Here is a 15,833-nt window from a genome sequence, read left to right on the forward strand (position 1 = left end):
CTGAGCGGTGCAGCCTCCCACAAGAAAGACCGGTCGGTCTTTCGCGTGGGAAACTATACATATGCGCGTTACCTTGCGCAGTTCGAATCAGACGAGTCGATGCAGACACCGCTCGATGGCGTCGACTCCTCGCGCCAAATCGGCTTCGGTCATCGTCAGCGCCGGTCGGAACCGTACGGCGCTACCGCCGCATCCGAGCGCGAGTACGTGCTCGGTATCGCGCAGGTCATCGACGAGCCGATCGCGCAGGGCGGCGTCGGGCAGCGTGAACGCACACATGAGCCCACGCCCGCGCACCTCGGTGACGATGTCGTGCCGAGAGGCCATCTCGTGCAGGCGTCGGAGAAGCGAGTCGCCTAGAACTGCGGCCCGCTCGATCAGGTTCTCCGATTCGACGACCTCGAGGATTCGACGCGCCCGCACCATGTCGGTGAGGTTGCCGCCCCACGTCGAGTTGATGCGCGACGACACTGCGAATACGTGGTCGTCGATATCGTCGACGCGTCCGCCGGCCATCACTCCGCAGACCTGCACCTTCTTCCCGAACGCCAGGACGTCCGGCACCACACCGAGTTGCTGGAAGGCCCATGCGGTTCCGGTCATGCCCGCGCCGGTCTGCACCTCGTCGACGACGAACAGGGCGTCGAACTCATGGCACAGATCGCGAAGTTGCTGCAGAAACTGCGGACGGAAGTGGTTGTCACCGCCCTCGCCCTGGATGGGCTCGACGATCGCACACGCGATGTCGTGCGGGTTGGCCTCGAAAGCGAGCCGCGCCGCAGCGAGGGCGTCGGCTTCGAGTGCATCCATGTCTGCGCCGGCGCGGATGTGCGGCGACGGAATGCGGGGCCAGTCGAACTTGGGGAATCGCGCGACCTTGTTCGGGTCGGTGTTCGTCAGCGACATCGTGTAGCCCGAACGACCGTGAAACGCGTGCTCCAGGTGCATGACCTGGGTGCCTAGTGCAGGGTCGATACCGTGCGCTTCGTTCCAGCGGCTCTTCCAGTCGAACGCGACCTTCAGAGCGTTCTCGACGGCAAGCGCCCCACCTTCGACGAAGAAGAGATGCGGTAGGCGCGGGTCACCGAGGACCCGGGCGAAAGTGTCGACGAACTGTGCCATCGCCGTTGTGTAGATGTCGGAGTTGCTCGGCTTGTTCAGTGCGGCCTGCAGCAGATCGGCCTTGAACGCCTCGTCCTCGACGAGCGCCGGATGATTCATCCCGAGCGCGTTGGAGGCGAAGAAGGTGAACAGATCGAGGTATTCGGTGCCGTCGCGGGCGTCGACGAGCGTCGATCCGCTCGACGCCTCGAGATCGAGCACCATCGCGAAGCCGTCCGCCAGCATGTGACGGCCGATCGTGGAATGCACCGCACCCGGAAGCACAACAGTGGGTTCGGTCCGGATAGCGGGAGAGTGCAATACCTGCGTCATGATTGCCAAGATACCCGTTAATATTCCGTATGCAACTGCCTATGACAGGAAATTTTACTGCCACACTGTCGTCGACTAGATTGGGAATCACTGCCGACTTGCCCTGACTCGCTCGACTGCACACGGAAGGTGGAAGTACATGTCCTCACCCGTCACCCACGATGAGTTGAGCGTTCGGACTCGTTCGATCCTGGATCGGCTCGGTGTGCATGCCGACCTGGACGTCTCGCAGTCGCATCTGCCGATCGTGGCGCGTTCGCCCATCACCGGTGGCAATCTGGGCTCGCTCGCCGCGGCGACCGTCGCGGATGTGGATGCCGTCATCGCCGACGCGAAGACCGCATTTGCCGAGTGGTCCTCGGTCCCTGCGCCGGTTCGCGGCGGACTGATCCGGGAGCTCGGGGAATTGTTGCGCGAGTACAAGGAGGATCTGGGAGCGCTTGTCTCCATCGAGGCAGGCAAGATCGTGTCCGAGGGCCTCGGTGAGGTTCAGGAAATGATCGATATCTGCGACTTCGGGGTCGGTCTGTCCCGCCAGCTCTACGGCAACACCATCGCCACCGAGCGACCTGGCCACCGAATGATGGAACAGTGGCACCCCCTCGGCGTCGTCGGCGTCATCACGGCGTTCAACTTCCCGGTCGCCGTCTGGTCGTGGAACACGGTGCTGGCCCTGGTCGCCGGAGACACCGTCATCTGGAAGCCGTCGGAGAAGACGCCGCTGACCGCGCTCGGAGTGCAGGCGTTGTTCGAACGGGCTGCCGCCAATGCAGGCGTCGATCCCAAGGTTGCTCAGCTCGTCATCGGTGATCGGGTTGCGGGTGAAGCACTCGTCGACGATTCGCGGGTGGCGTTGCTGTCGGCGACCGGTTCGACACGCATGGGCCGCGCAGTCGCTCCCCGCGTCGCCGAGCGATTCGGCCGAGTGTTGCTCGAGCTCGGTGGTAACAATGCCGCGATCGTGACGCCGTCTGCCGACCTCGACCTGACCACGCGCGGAATAGTGTTCTCCGCCGCAGGCACTGCAGGACAACGGTGTACGTCGCTGCGTAGGGTCATCGCGCACTCGTCCATCGCGGAGGAACTTGTCGAGCGCATCACACGAGCGTACGAATCGCTGTCCATCGGTTCGCCTCTGGATTCCGATACGTTGGTGGGGCCGCTGATAGATGCCCCGGCGTTCTCGGGATATGCGAAGGCTGTCGATGCGGCGGTGGGCGCCGGCGGCACCGTTCGGGTCGGCGGTCAGCGCGTCGACATCTTCGGTGAATACGCCTATTACGTGCAGCCGACTGTCATCACGATGCCTGCGCAGACCGATATCGTCAGACACGAAACGTTTGCACCGATCCTCTATGTGCTCACCTACGACACCCTCGAGGAAGCGATCGCGTTGCACAATGATGTGCCGCAGGGGCTTTCGTCGTCCATATTCACGACCGATCTTCGCGAGGCAGAGCAGTTCCTCTCGGCGGCGGGATCCGACTGCGGGATTGCCAACGTCAACATCGGTCCGTCGGGCGCGGAGATCGGCGGTGCGTTCGGTGGTGAGAAGGAAACCGGTGGCGGGCGCGAGTCCGGTTCGGACGCATGGAAAGCCTATATGCGTCGGGCGACGAATACGGTCAACTACTCCAACGAGCTGCCGCTCGCTCAGGGTGTGGAGTTCGGGTAGGTCAGTGCAGCAATCCCGCGACGAGGGAGTCCACGATGTCGTCGGTCGAGGTGTCCGGATCGATCGGGTATGTGAGTCGATCGAACAGCAGCCCGTCGATCGCGTAGTGGAAGAGCGCGACCTCGCGTGCACCGCCTGGTAGGCCGGCGGCGAGGTTGAACTCGACGTCGCTGCGAAAGTTGGATCGCTGCCAGCTACCGAGAACGTCTCGAATTTCCGGGCGCCGTGACGCTTCCAGGCGGAGTTCGAACAGAGCAAGCGTGACGTCGCGATTGCCGAGCAATCGGGCGACGATGTCGCGCATGTAGTCGGCGAACAGTTCGGGACTGGGTGTCTTCGACGCCAGCGATCGGTGGATCGTCGGGTCGGGCGCGAGACGTTCTCCGATGCGTTCGATCATGCCGGCGATGACGTCCGATCGCGATCGAAAGTAGTTGGAGCTCGTGCCTTTCGGTACCTTCGCTTCCTCGTCTATCGCACGGTGTGTGAGCCCGCGTGCGCCTTCCCGCGCAAGTATGCGTAGTCCGGCGTCGGCGAGCTCGGATCTGCGCTGAGGGTTGCGTGCCATGCGAAAAAGACTAGCTGAACCACGACAGATGTCGTAGTCTGAGTTCGCATCCACTACAGCCGTCGTGATCGGAGAACCTCATGCGTGAATTGGTCTACTACGTGGCAGTCAGTCTCGACGGATACATCGCCGCGCCCGATGACACCTTCGATGCGTTCCCACAGCAGGGCGACCACATCGACATGATCCTGGCGGACTACACCGATACGATCCCCACGATGGGCCTGCAGATGATGGGTCTCGAGCCGCCGTTGACGCGTTTCGACACCGTCGTCATGGGGTGGAACACCTACGACGTCGGACGGCCACATCCGTCGGACGGCCCGTACGGTCATCTGCGGCAGTACGTGTTCTCACGCGATCACCTCGGCGCCGACGTCGAACCTGCAGTGACCGTGACGGATCGGAATCCGGTCGAGACTGTGCGAGAGCTCAAGCAGGACAACGGCAGTGCTATCTGGCTCGCCGGAGGAGGGGTCTTGGCTTCGGCGCTGATCGACGAGATAGACCGATTGATTCTCAAGGTCAATCCGATACTGCTGGGCTCGGGAAAGAAGATCTTCGCGGAACGGGACTACGCGGTCGGTCGTGCTGACCTCGTCGCCAGCACGCCTTTCGGGTCCGGTGTCGTCGTCAACGAGTACACCATGGTCCGCTGAACCCGTCAGTCGATCGAAATACTGTGCGCACGAAGCTGTTCGACGATCCCAGCTGGTGGCCAGGTGGGGACGCGATAACGAACGGGGTCGAGCCCGTCCATCGGTCGCATGCCCGTGATCGACGATACGTCCTCGAACTGCACGTAGAACGGCGGCGATCCGTCGCGGTAGAACGCGACGAGATCGGTCTGGGGCAATGTGCAGTCGACGTCGTCGGCCCAGATCGTCACCGTCCGGGGCCCGAACGAGGTTGCCTTGACGCTCGCCGCCGCGACATCGGAGCTGATCCGATCCAGCTCGTATTGTCGTGTGAGCCAACTTTCCTGCGCTGCATACTCTTTGGCAATGTGCACGCAGCGGGCTCGACTGCTGCCCGGATCCTCGGGGCGGACCTGATCGAATGTGACGACGGTACCTTTGTCGTCGACGGTGTACGCCTGCGGAGACAGTGACCGTGACGTATGCGTGTACTGGTCCTCGATCAGTCGGAAGTGCTTGGCGAGCAATGCGGAATCGTCGCTCGGCACGACGTAGAGGGTATCGACGTCCGGTACGAAGGCGACCGGCGCACAGCCGAAGCGGCGACGGTGGGATTCGAGCCAGCCCGGATCCAGAAGCCACGAGGTGAAGTACTGTCCGCCTTTGTCGACGAGCCGTTGAGTCGCGCGACCCTTCGTCGGATCAGCGTGTTGTGTGATGGTCGCGAGATTGGATCGCGCTGCGGCGAAGACCGTGGAGGGGTCGACGCCCCACTTGCCGATCGTCTCCCACGAGACGACTTCGCGATGGGCAGGCATGTCGACCACGACGAGCTCGTCGACGAGAGGGAAGACGCGACGGGAGAGCAGCAGGCCCGACGGGGATCCGAGCGTGTACGTCGACGGCTTCAGAACCGGCCTGAGCCGCGGAAGGGCGTCGTTCCAGTTTCCGGGCCACTCGTTGGAGGACATAGTCGTCGCTACGAAGTGTGCGACGTGGGATTCCAGGTCCAGTTCGGACGCATCCGCGGTGTCCCGAAGAAGATGGTCCAGAGGGAGCACGGCATTGCCGTCGTACCGGACGGCGAACGCGGAGGTATCGAGACGCGGATCGGACCCACCCTCGTTCTGGACACGCTCTATGACCAGGCGTGCCAAACGCTCCTTCGGATTCTCGTTTCCCCCCACCTGGGTGATGGTAAGGGATGTGCGTCCCAGGTGGGCAGCTGATCCGACCGGTTTGGAGAAATCCCGATACGAAATCAGCACGCCGGGGAGTGGCGCACCCTCTACTGTCCGCCGACGTCAGCTGCGATTGCACCGACCAAGCCGTCGAATTGGTGCCCACCGGCCGGGTGCTCGACGAGCCGAGCGGACGGTAGCCGCGCTGCGTGCAGCGATAGGTGGGCGAAGTCGACTATCTCGTCGTCCCGGCAATGGTGCAGCGTCAGAGCCACCTCGGGCTCGGGCCCGAGGAACGCGTAGTCGGCCACGGCCCAGCCGTCCGGGCCCCAGTCGGGCATCGCCAGCAACGTTGCTCTCGCCGGGACATCCCACGTCGTCTCCGCCAGCACACGCAGCAGAATCGACGCCCCGAAGGAGTGCGCGACGACAATATCCTCCGGGTCCAGTTCGCGAATGTACGACCGGACTGGCCCCGCCCACGCCTCGTACGACATGTCCTCGTCGGGGAGCTGTGGCATCGTCAGAGCAGCACCGAGTGCCTCGGACAGTCCGTCGGCCAACACGCGATCTTCGACATATCCGCCGGCGCCGTGAAAGAACATCAGCCGAGCCATTGCGCTCGCTACCTCCCTACGTACGCGGCCAGGTGTTCGCCGGTGACGGTGGATCCTGCGGCGATCAGATCGGCAGGCGTCCCCTCGAACACGATCCGGCCACCGTCGTGACCTGCGCCTGGGCCGATGTCGATGATCCAATCGGCGTGCGCCATGACGGCCTGGTGGTGCTCGATCACGATGACGGACTTGCCCGAGTCGACAAGCCTGTCCAGCAGCCCCAGGAGTTGCTCGACGTCGGCGAGGTGCAAGCCCGTCGTCGGCTCGTCGAGGACGTAGATGCCGCCCTTGTCGCCCATGTGGGTTGCCAGTTTGAGGCGCTGCCGTTCACCGCCGGACAGAGTCGTCAACGGCTGCCCGATCTTGATGTAGCCGAGTCCGACGTCGACCAGTCTGGTCAGAATCTTGTGTGCTGCAGGAAGTTTCGCATCACCGTCGCGAAAGAACTCCTCGGCCTGAGCTGCGGACATCGCCAGTACCTCGCTGATGTCCTTGCCGCCGAGGTGGTAGTCCAGTACCGCGGCCTGGAAGCGCTTGCCTTCGCATTCCTCGCAGGGGATGGCGACGCCGGCCATCATGGCCAGATCGCTGTAGATGACGCCGTTGCCGTTGCATGTCGGGCAGGCGCCCTCCGAATTGGCGCTGAACAGAGCGGGTTTGACGCCGTTCTCCTTGGCGAACGCCTTGCGAATCGGTTCGAGCAGCCCCGTGTACGTTGCCGGATTACTGCGGCGTGATCCGCGTATCGCGCCCTGGTCGATCGCGACGACGTCGTCGAGGCCGGAGAGTGAGCCATGGATCAGTGAGCTCTTACCGGACCCGGCGACACCGGTCACCACGACGAGCACGCCGAGCGGGACGTCGACGTCGACGTTCTTCAGGTTGTGCGTGTCGGCTCCGCGAATCTCGACGACCTCGGTGTACTCGCGCACCGAATCCTTCACCGCGGCCCGGTCGTCGAAGTGATGTCCGGTGATGGTGTCACTCGAACGCAGGCCGTCGACGGTACCTTCGAAACATACGTTTCCGCCGTTGGTCCCCGCGCCGGGACCGAGGTCGACGATGTGGTCCGCGATGACGATGGTCTCGGGTTTGTGTTCGACGACGAGGACGGTGTTGCCTTTGTCGCGCAACTGCAGAAGCAGGTCGTTCATGTTCTCGATGTCGTGCGGGTGCAGGCCAGTGGTCGGCTCGTCGAACACGTAGGTGACGTCGGTCAGCGAACTACCCAGGTGCCGAATCATTTTCGTGCGCTGCGCCTCGCCGCCGGACAGCGTGCCTGCGGGCCGTTCGAGCGAGAGATAGCCCAGACCGATCTGCACGAACGAGTCCAACGTCTCCGACAGCGACTCCAGCAACGGGGCCACCGAAGGCTCCTTCAGGCCACTGATCCAGGTCGCGAGATCACTGATCTGCATGGCACAGGCGTCGGCGATGTTGATTCCCTTGATCTTCGACGATCGAGCCCCGTCGTTGAGGCGCGTGCCATCGCAGTCCGGACAGATGTCGAACGTGACCGCGCGTTCGACGAACGCCCTGATGTGCGGCTGCATCGCATCGACATCCTTGGACAGGAACGACTTCTGGATCTGCGGAACCAATCCGAGGTAGGTCAGGTTGATGCCCTCGACCTTGATCTTCGTCGCTTCGCGGTAGAGCAGGTCGTTCAGTTCACGCTTGGTGAACTTCGCGATCGGCTTGTCGGGGTCGAAGTAGCCGCAGCTGCGGAAGATTCGGCCGTACCAGCCCTCCATGCTGTAACCCGGGATCGTGATGGCGCTGTCGTTGAGTGACTTGCTGTCGTCGTACAGCGCCGTCAGATCGATGTCGCTGACCGAACCTCTGCCCTCGCATCGCAGGCACATTCCGCCGGTGACGCTGAACGTGCGCTTCTCTTTGCTTTCCCGACCACCCTTGTTCACCGTCACGGCGCCTGCACCGGATGCCGATGCGACATTGAACGAAAATGCCTGTGCAGTACCGATATACGGCTTACCGATCCGACTGAACAGGATGCGAAGCATCGCATTGACATCGGTGGCGGTCCCGACGGTGGAGTGCGGATTGGCGCCCATCCGCTGCTGATCGACGATGATGGCGGTGGTCAGACCGTCGAGAAGGTCGACGTCGGGCCGGGCGAGGCTTGGCATGAACCCTTGGACGAAGGCGCTGTACGTCTCGTTGATCATGCGTTGTGACTCGGCGGCGATCGTCGAGAACACCAGTGAACTCTTCCCCGAACCGGACACCCCGGTGAAGACCGTCAGCCTGCGCTTGGGGATCTCGACGCTGATGTCCTGAAGATTGTTCACCCGTGCGCCCTTGACCCGAATGAGATCGTGGCTGTCGGCAACATGGGGTTCGGGTGCTGCGGTCGACGTTCGTGCGGCCATGATCTCGTCTGTCTCCATCTTGTGGGCGGTGCTCGAGTCTGCGAGGTCTTCTACGAACGAAGTCGATCTAACCAGGACGCGGGAGCCCGGTCAGCTCAACGGACTTCCTGTATTCGGAGGAGGTTGCCCGCCGGATCTCGAACTGCGCAATCGCGCACTCCGTACGGCTGCTCGGTCGGCTCCTGGACCACGTCGGCGTCGGCTGCCTGGAGCTTGTCGAACGTGACGTCCAGGTCGGGCGTCGCGAGTAGAAGGCCCGCGTAGGTGCCTTTCGCCATCATCTCCAGGATCGTGCGGCGCTCGTCGTCGGTGATCCCTGGATCGACGGCGGGAGGCGTCAGGACGATGGAAGTGTCCGGCTGGCCAGCTGGTCCGACGGTGATCCAGCGCATGCCGTCGTACCCGACGTCGAGGCGTACCTCGAACCCGAGCAGGTCACGGTAGAACGCCAATGCGGCGTCCGCGTCGTCGTGGGGGAGAAACGAGGAGTGAATTGTGATGTCCATGCCCGAGAACGCTAGTGCCGCATCTCCGGTCCCGCTTCTCGATTCCTGATCGAACCCGAGGGCTGGCTGCTACCGAGTGGGCGTGATCGTCGTCGTGGTCGGGACTGCTGCCGTGTTCGGCGCGACCGAGGCGGCGGCCCCCGGGGTCACGGCGACCGACGCTGCGGCGGGATCCTGTACGGGCAGCTGACCGTCGACCGGGAGTGCCGGATCGACCGGGAGTGCCGGATCGAAAGGGACGACCGGGGCGATCGGTACCACGGCGCCTGGCTGGACTGCGACGCTCGCCGTGGTGGTCGGGGCTGCCGTCGCGGTCGTAGTGCTGGCCGTCGTGGTGGTGGCCGTCGTGGTCTCGGACAGCACCACGATGCGCGCCTCTTCCTGTACCTCCTTGGACTTGATCGGCTTGCCGGCCTCGGCGTCCTTGGCGAGCTGGGTCAGCCAGGCCGCTGCGTACTGGGCCGAGGTGAGGGGCTTGCCATTGGATGCGTCGGAGTCGCGCCAGTAGTCGAAGTGGGCGCCCGTTCCCGGTTCGAGGGTCTGGCCGTACGGATCGTTCATGACGACCGAAACCGTGTCGGTGTTGGATCCGATGAATCCGATGATCTCCTTGGCGACCTTCGACGGTAGGTACGCGAGGTTGACGGCCGTTTCCGCGGGAAGCGGCTCACCGTTGTCGTCGGTCTTGGCGGCAACCTTGGTGGTCGGGTCGGCCGGCGTGTAGCCGGGCTCGGACACCTTGATCAACACTTCGAGGAACGTCTCGTCACCGGCGAGCCAGTTGTCCTGGCTGCTGATGTCGGCGAACGCTGCAACGGCGATGCGGCCCAGGACCATAGCCAGGTCGGCGCCCGTCGCTGGCGTGAGGGTGTTGTCGCGCTGGATGGCGTCGACGTCCAGTTGGCGTCCCACGTTCGCTGCGAGATGCAGCAGTGACGTGTTCTGGGGCATCGCGCAGGTCAGGTCGTTCTGCGAGCAGAACGAGGCGACTTTGCCGTCGAGCGCACCGAAGCTTCCCGAGGTGGACGGCAGCGCGCCCGCCCCGTTGGGTCCACCGGTCCCGTTCTGATATTTCGTGTCGAATCCGTCGGGGTTGGTTCCGGATTCCGAACCAGGGAACGGACCTTCACCATCGGTGCGTCCGGCGTCGGCGAGAATCACGACGCCGACGACGTTGTTGGGGTCGACGATTCCGTACCGGCCGTTCTCGGGTGTCTGGTTGCCGATTTCCATCGCTGCACGGCGGGTGACGTCCGCGCCTTCGCTGTAGCCGACGATTGCGAAGCGGGTATCGGGGCACGAGGCGGCAATGGCGTTCATGACCGACTTGGTGTTCTCGACGCCGGTGTCGACGGAATCCTCGTAGCTCGCCATGTCGGCGGGGTACTCGATGTACACCGCGGCGTAGGAGCCTTCCTGGACTGCGCCGTCGGGAGCGCCGACCATCTGATCGATCCAGTCGCTCTGAAAGTCGTCGGCGAGTGCAGCCGGGAGGGACTTGCCGTCGGGCGTGGTGAGCATCTTGGTTTCACCGGTGCGAGGTGAGTCTCCGCGTCCGCCGACGGCGATACTGACCATGTCGTAGCACGTCGCAGTCGATGCGAGTTCGACCTGGGCGTCCGATGTCGACAGCTTGTCGGTCGTCAGCACGGCGGCGCCGACGGCCATTGCTCCCAGGGACACGAACGCGACAGCACTCGTGGCGAGTCGTCGACGGTTCGCCGGTCTGCGGGTCGTGAAGCGTGAAGACAATGGACCATCCCAATCAGTCGTTTCCCGTTGCGATTTCGAGCTTGCGTTTCGGGTGGTTCCGGGCTGCACACACGCATTCCCGGCACCGACACCGTGCGGTGGGTTACTTGGGATTCGCCGCAGGAACGCCGCGCGTTACACATTCGAGAGAGCCGAATTCGTCGACCGAGACCGGATCGAGACGCCGATACCCTAGGGGGGTATGGTAGACAGAGTGACGAGAAGAGGGGTGCAGAACGTGACGACGACGATCAAGCTCGCGGGCTTCGTGCTCGGAATTACAGCGGTGTTCTTTCTTGCCTATGCGATCGGTACTGCGGTCGGACCTGTGGGCGTGGAAGCGCCTGCGAGTCATGAGCATGCGCAGGTCGAGCATGCGGAGGTAGGGCACCGATGACCGAGACGGAACTGATCCTGGGCGGTATGACGTGCGCGTCGTGCGCCAACCGGATCGAACGCACACTGAACAAGCTCGACGGCGTGACCGCGACGGTCAACTACGCCACCGAGAAGGCGCGGGTGACGTCCGACGGCATCCCGACCGAGGATCTGATCAAGGCTGTCGAATCGGCGGGCTACACGGCCACGCTCCCGGCGGAAGAGCCCGAACCCGAACCTGAGACGGACCCGATGAAGCAGCGCCTGTTGGTGTCGGCGACGCTCTCGATTCCGGTGATCGCGATGGCAATGATCCCGGCGCTGCAGTTCACCAACTGGCAGTGGTTGTCGCTGACGCTCGCTGCGCCGGTCGTGGTGTGGGGCGCATGGCCGTTCCATCAAGCCGCGTGGACCAACCTCCGCCACGGCACGTCGACAATGGACACCCTTGTCTCCATGGGCACACTCGCTGCGCTCGGTTGGTCGCTCTACGCACTGTTCTTCGGCACCGCTGGGACCCCCGGCATGAAGCACCCGTTCGAACTCACGATCGCCCGGATGGACGGATCCGCCAACATCTATCTCGAGGCGGCAGCAGGGGTCACGACATTCATCCTGGCCGGCCGCTACTTCGAGCAGCGGTCGAAGCGTCGGGCGGGAGCTGCGCTGCGCGCCCTGCTCGACATGGGCGCCAAGGACGTCGCAGTGATGCGCGGTGGCGTCGAGCAGCAGATACCCGTCGGGGAACTCGCGGTCGGTGACATCTTCGTCGTCCGTCCCGGTGAGAAGATCGCGACGGACGGTGTCGTCGAATCGGGTGCGTCGGCAGTCGACGCCTCGATGCTGACCGGCGAATCCGTACCGGTGGAGGTCGGCGAGGGGGATTCGGTCGTCGGGGCGACGGTCAACGTGGGCGGACGGCTCGTCGTGAAGGCCACCCGGATCGGTTCCGACACCCAGCTCGCGCAGATGGCGAAGCTCGTCGAGGACGCGCAGACAGGTAAAGCGCAGGCACAGAAGCTGGCCGATCGCATTTCGGGCGTATTCGTCCCGATCGTCATCGCCATTGCCGTCGCGACCCTCGGGTTCTGGCTCGGCACAGGCGGATCTGTTGCCGCGGCATTCACCGCGGCAGTGGCGGTTCTCATCATCGCGTGCCCGTGTGCACTCGGTTTGGCGACCCCGACTGCGCTGATGGTCGGCACCGGCCGCGCTGCTCAACTCGGCATCCTCATCAAGGGACCCGAAATTCTCGAGTCGACGCGGCGCATCGACACCGTCGTTCTCGACAAGACCGGCACGGTCACCACCGGCGAGATGACGCTGCTGGCAGTCCATGCCACGGACGGTGAGGATTCCGACGAGGTTCTCGCGCTGGCAGGTGCACTCGAGTCCGGATCCGAGCATCCGATCGCTCGGGCGATCACCAGGGCGGCTACGGACAAGGCAGCGGTCCCCGGCGTCGAAGAATTTGCCAACCAGGCGGGGCTCGGCGTCACCGGGATCGTCGACGGTCGGGCCGTGGTCCTCGGACGTGCGACGCTGCTGGCCGATTGGTCCTCGCCGCTTCCGGCCGAACTGTCCCAGGCCATGGCCGACGCCGAACGCGACGGTCGTACCGCAGTCGCCATCGCGTGGGACGGAAAGGCTCGCGGCGTGCTTGTCGTCGCAGACGCCGTCAAGCCGACGTCGAAGCAGGCAATCGCCGAATTGCGCGCGCTCGGCCTCACTCCGGTGATGTTGACCGGGGACAACGAAGCGGCTGCGAAGAAGATCGCCGCCGACGTCGGTATCGACGAGGTCGTCGCCGGGGTCCTCCCGCAGGGCAAGGTCGAGGTGATCGAGCGGTTGCAGGCCGAGGGCAAGGTGGTGGCGATGGTCGGCGACGGCGTCAACGATGCCGCGGCATTGGCCACTGCCGACCTGGGATTGTCGATGGGAACCGGCACCGACGTCGCCATCGAGGCAAGCGACCTGACCCTCGTACGAGGTGACCTTCGGGCCGTCGGCGACGCGATCAGACTCTCGCGAAAGACGCTGACGACGATCAAGGGCAACCTGTTCTGGGCGTTCGCCTACAACGTCGCCGCTATCCCGCTCGCTGCTGCGGGCCTGCTCAATCCGATGTTGGCGGGTGCAGCGATGGCGTTCTCCTCGGTGTTCGTGGTGACCAACAGTCTGCGTTTGCGGCGGTTCGCTGCCGCATAGGTCAAGATGGAGGTATGGCTGACGCAGAGGACATACCGATCCGCGACGAGTCGATTCGGCTCGGGCAATTCTTGAAGCTGGCAAACCTCATCGAGTCCGGTGCGGAGGCGAAGAGCTTCATCGCCGACGGCCTCGTCAGCGTCAACGGTGAGGTCGACATCAGACGCGGGCGACAATTACATCAGGGTGACGTCGTCTCGATCGAGAATGGTCCCGCCGCTCGCGTCGCCAAGGAGCCGGCCCTGTGAGCGGAACTGTCGGCAGGAGCGGGCTGCCGAGGGCTCAGGTGCCCAGCGCGTTCGACCAGGATGCCACGTCCTACGACCGTCTCGTCGGAGCCAACCCCGGCTACCACGAGCATCTCGCCAAGTCGGCGGAGCGCCTGCGGCTTCCCGGGCTCGGTGACGGTCTGCGACTGCTCGACATCGGTTGTGGCACAGGTGCATCGACGGCAGCGCTGTTGAAGGCCGCGCCGCACGCGGAGATCGTCGCGGCGGACGCGTCGGCGGAAATGCTCGAGGTCGCGCGCGGTAAGAAGTGGCCGTCCAACGTGACGTTCGTGCACTCTCGCGTCGAGGACCTCCGTGACAATGGCGTCGACGGCCCGTTCGACGGCATTCTCGCGGCGTACCTGATCAGGAACGTGGACGATCCGGACACCGAGCTGAAGTCGTTGCTCTCTCTGTTGAAGCCGGGGTCGTCCATTGCGTTCCACGAGTACTCGGTCAAAGAGTCACTTCGTGCCAGGATCGTCTGGACGCTCGTGTGCTGGGCCATCATCATTCCGCTCGGCTACGCAGCCACCCGCGACCTCACTCTCTACAAGCACCTGTGGCGCAGCGTGGCCAGCTTCGACGGCGTCCGCGAGTATTCGCGCAGGATGCAGCGAGCCGGATTCACCGGCGTCAGCAACGAAACCATGACAGGTTGGCAGAACGGCGTCGTACACACGTTCCTGGGGGCGCGGCCGGAGGAGATGACATGAGTGACCGTCGGCGAGTAGTGCATACGGCTTCTCCCGGATACTCGTCCGCGGAGTCGCTGTCCGAGGTTCCGCGGGTCGCCGTGGTCGGCGGCGGCATCGCCGGACTCAGCGCGGCAACAGCTCTGGCAGAGCGTGGAGTGTCCGTGGTGGTTCTGGAACGAGAAGCGTATCTGGGTGGACGCGTCGGCGGATGGTCGACGACGTTGGACGACGGCTCCCCGGTCACGATGAGCCGCGGCTTCCACGCATTCTTCCGGCAGTACTACAACCTGCGGAACCTGTTGGAGCGCAGTGATCCTGGCCTGACGCGACTGCATGCGGTCGAGGACTACCCGCTGATCGACGGTGACGGCCGAGTCGACGGATTCAAGGGACTGCCGCCGACGCCGCCGTTGAATGCGTTTGCGTTCGTCAAGCGAAGTCCGACATTCAAGTGGCGCGATCTCGGCAACCTGAGCGGCTTGGCGGCGCTGCCGTTGATGACGGTCAGTGTGCCCGAGACGTTCGACAAGCTCGACGAGGTCTCTGCCGCCGAGTTCCTGCGTCGCATCAACTTCCCCGAAGCCGCCCGACATCTCGCGTTCGGGGTGTTCTCGCGCAGCTTCTTCGCCGATCCGGAAAAGATGTCGGCGGCCGAGCTGGCGATGATGTTCCACATCTACTTCCTCGGCTCCTCCGAAGGCCTCGTCTTCGATGTTCCGACCGGCCCCTATCCCCAGACATTGTGGGATCCGTTGGGGGAGTATCTGTCCGGGCTCGGCGTCGAGATCCGGACCGGCGTGACGGTCGAGAAGATCGAGCGTGGGTTCACCGTCGACGGGGAGAAATTCGACGCGGTCGTCCTCGCGACCGACGTCGGTGGGCTTCGCACGCTGGCCGGGAACCTGGGGACCGACGAGTGGCGTAGCGACGTCGCAGCGTTGGAGAACACGCCTCCTTTCCTCGTGCATCGCGTCTGGCTCGACAAGCCTGTGAACGCTGATCGGCCGGCGTTCATCGGAACCGGCGGAATGCCGCCCATCGACAACATCAGCATTCTCGAACGATTCGAGGACGAGGCTGCCGAATGGGCCGCCCGCACCGGCGGATCGGTCGTCGAACTGCACGCCTACGCGGCATCCGATTCCGAGGAAGTCACGCGCGAGCAACTGATCGCGCGGATGCACGAGATCTATCCGGAAACCGAGTCGGCTGCGATTGTCTCCTCGCGCTCCGAGTGGCGGGACGACTGCCCGATGTTCGGGCTCGGCCATTTTGCTCGTCGGCCCACTGTGCGGACCCCCGAGCCTGGCTTGGTCCTCGCGGGCGACGGGATCCGCATCGATCTGCCGGTGGCACTGATGGAGCGCGCCGCGACGACAGGTCTGCACGCGGCCAACACCCTGCTCGCGAGCTGGGGAGTCGCCGGGCACGACATCGTGACAGTCCCCGTCAAGGGGCGGTTCCGGATGTTCGACAAGATCGACTCGTGGACGGCCGGGTTGCAGAAGGCCTGACC

General features: G+C 64.1%; 14 protein-coding genes. 7 read left to right on the plus strand and 7 right to left on the minus strand.

Going from position 1 to position 15,833, the window contains the following annotated elements:
* Window positions 1–87 precede the first annotated feature (87 nt).
* Window positions 88–1,386 (minus strand): L-lysine 6-transaminase, encoded by a 1,299-nt coding sequence (gene lat, locus ACODSO_RS10010; protein WP_489036920.1) that lies wholly within the window; start codon window positions 1,384–1,386, stop codon window positions 88–90.
* A gap of 187 nt (window positions 1,387–1,573) precedes the next feature.
* Between lat and amaB the strand changes: the two genes are divergently transcribed.
* Complete coding sequence (gene amaB, locus ACODSO_RS10015; protein ID WP_489036789.1) at window positions 1,574–3,109, plus strand: L-piperidine-6-carboxylate dehydrogenase; 1,536 nt, start codon at window positions 1,574–1,576, stop codon at window positions 3,107–3,109.
* A gap of 1 nt (window position 3,110) precedes the next feature.
* Here the strand turns inward: amaB and ACODSO_RS10020 are convergent, their stop codons facing one another.
* Window positions 3,111–3,677, minus strand: coding sequence for a TetR/AcrR family transcriptional regulator (locus ACODSO_RS10020; protein WP_489036791.1), 567 nt, complete (start codon window positions 3,675–3,677; stop codon window positions 3,111–3,113).
* A gap of 80 nt (window positions 3,678–3,757) precedes the next feature.
* Between ACODSO_RS10020 and ACODSO_RS10025 the strand changes: the two genes are divergently transcribed.
* The gene (locus ACODSO_RS10025) at window positions 3,758–4,336 is read left to right on the plus strand and encodes a dihydrofolate reductase family protein (RefSeq protein ID WP_489036792.1); all 579 of its coding nucleotides are present in this window, start codon (window positions 3,758–3,760) and stop codon (window positions 4,334–4,336) included.
* 5 nt (window positions 4,337–4,341) lie between these two features.
* On the opposite strand, the gene ACODSO_RS10030 is transcribed toward ACODSO_RS10025, so the two are convergent.
* From ACODSO_RS10030 to ACODSO_RS10050, 5 genes are all read right to left on the minus strand, one after another.
* Entirely contained in the window at window positions 4,342–5,502 is a 1,161-nt protein-coding gene (locus tag ACODSO_RS10030; protein WP_489036793.1) for a DUF1444 domain-containing protein, read from the minus strand.
* Between the two features lie 101 nt (window positions 5,503–5,603).
* Window positions 5,604–6,113, minus strand: a complete 510-nt coding sequence (locus ACODSO_RS10035; protein WP_489036795.1) for an alpha/beta hydrolase — start codon at window positions 6,111–6,113, stop codon at window positions 5,604–5,606.
* Window positions 6,114–6,121: 8 nt separating this feature from the next.
* The gene (locus ACODSO_RS10040; protein WP_489036796.1) at window positions 6,122–8,524 is read right to left on the minus strand and encodes an ATP-binding cassette domain-containing protein; all 2,403 of its coding nucleotides are present in this window, start codon (window positions 8,522–8,524) and stop codon (window positions 6,122–6,124) included.
* A 77-nt stretch (window positions 8,525–8,601) separates the two neighbouring features.
* Window positions 8,602–9,012 carry a VOC family protein gene (locus ACODSO_RS10045; RefSeq protein WP_489036797.1) on the minus strand — a complete coding sequence of 137 codons (411 nt, stop codon included), beginning with the start codon at window positions 9,010–9,012 and terminating at the stop codon, window positions 8,602–8,604.
* A gap of 69 nt (window positions 9,013–9,081) precedes the next feature.
* Window positions 9,082–10,764: a cutinase family protein gene (locus tag ACODSO_RS10050; protein ID WP_489036798.1), complete on the minus strand. Its 1,683-nt coding sequence runs from the start codon at window positions 10,762–10,764 to the stop codon at window positions 9,082–9,084.
* 214 nt (window positions 10,765–10,978) lie between these two features.
* Between ACODSO_RS10050 and ACODSO_RS10055 the strand changes: the two genes are divergently transcribed.
* The 5 genes from ACODSO_RS10055 to ACODSO_RS10075 are packed head-to-tail and all read left to right on the plus strand — an operon-like array spanning window position 10,979 to window position 15,831.
* The gene (locus ACODSO_RS10055; protein ID WP_489036799.1) at window positions 10,979–11,161 is read left to right on the plus strand and encodes a hypothetical protein; all 183 of its coding nucleotides are present in this window, start codon (window positions 10,979–10,981) and stop codon (window positions 11,159–11,161) included.
* Window positions 11,158–13,350: a heavy metal translocating P-type ATPase gene (locus ACODSO_RS10060; RefSeq protein ID WP_489036800.1), complete on the plus strand. Its 2,193-nt coding sequence runs from the start codon at window positions 11,158–11,160 to the stop codon at window positions 13,348–13,350. The genes ACODSO_RS10055 and ACODSO_RS10060 overlap by 4 nt, the downstream gene beginning before the upstream one ends.
* 14 nt (window positions 13,351–13,364) lie before the next feature.
* Window positions 13,365–13,598 (plus strand): RNA-binding S4 domain-containing protein, encoded by a 234-nt coding sequence (locus tag ACODSO_RS10065; protein WP_489036801.1) that lies wholly within the window; start codon window positions 13,365–13,367, stop codon window positions 13,596–13,598.
* The gene (locus ACODSO_RS10070; RefSeq protein ID WP_489036802.1) at window positions 13,595–14,335 is read left to right on the plus strand and encodes a class I SAM-dependent methyltransferase; all 741 of its coding nucleotides are present in this window, start codon (window positions 13,595–13,597) and stop codon (window positions 14,333–14,335) included. The genes ACODSO_RS10065 and ACODSO_RS10070 overlap by 4 nt, the downstream gene beginning before the upstream one ends.
* Window positions 14,332–15,831: a hydroxysqualene dehydroxylase gene (locus ACODSO_RS10075; protein WP_489036804.1), complete on the plus strand. Its 1,500-nt coding sequence runs from the start codon at window positions 14,332–14,334 to the stop codon at window positions 15,829–15,831. Before ACODSO_RS10070 ends, ACODSO_RS10075 begins: the two co-directional genes overlap by 4 nt.
* The last annotated feature ends 2 nt before the right edge of the window (window positions 15,832–15,833 follow it).

This window comes from Rhodococcus sp. FG69, assembly GCF_057808915.1.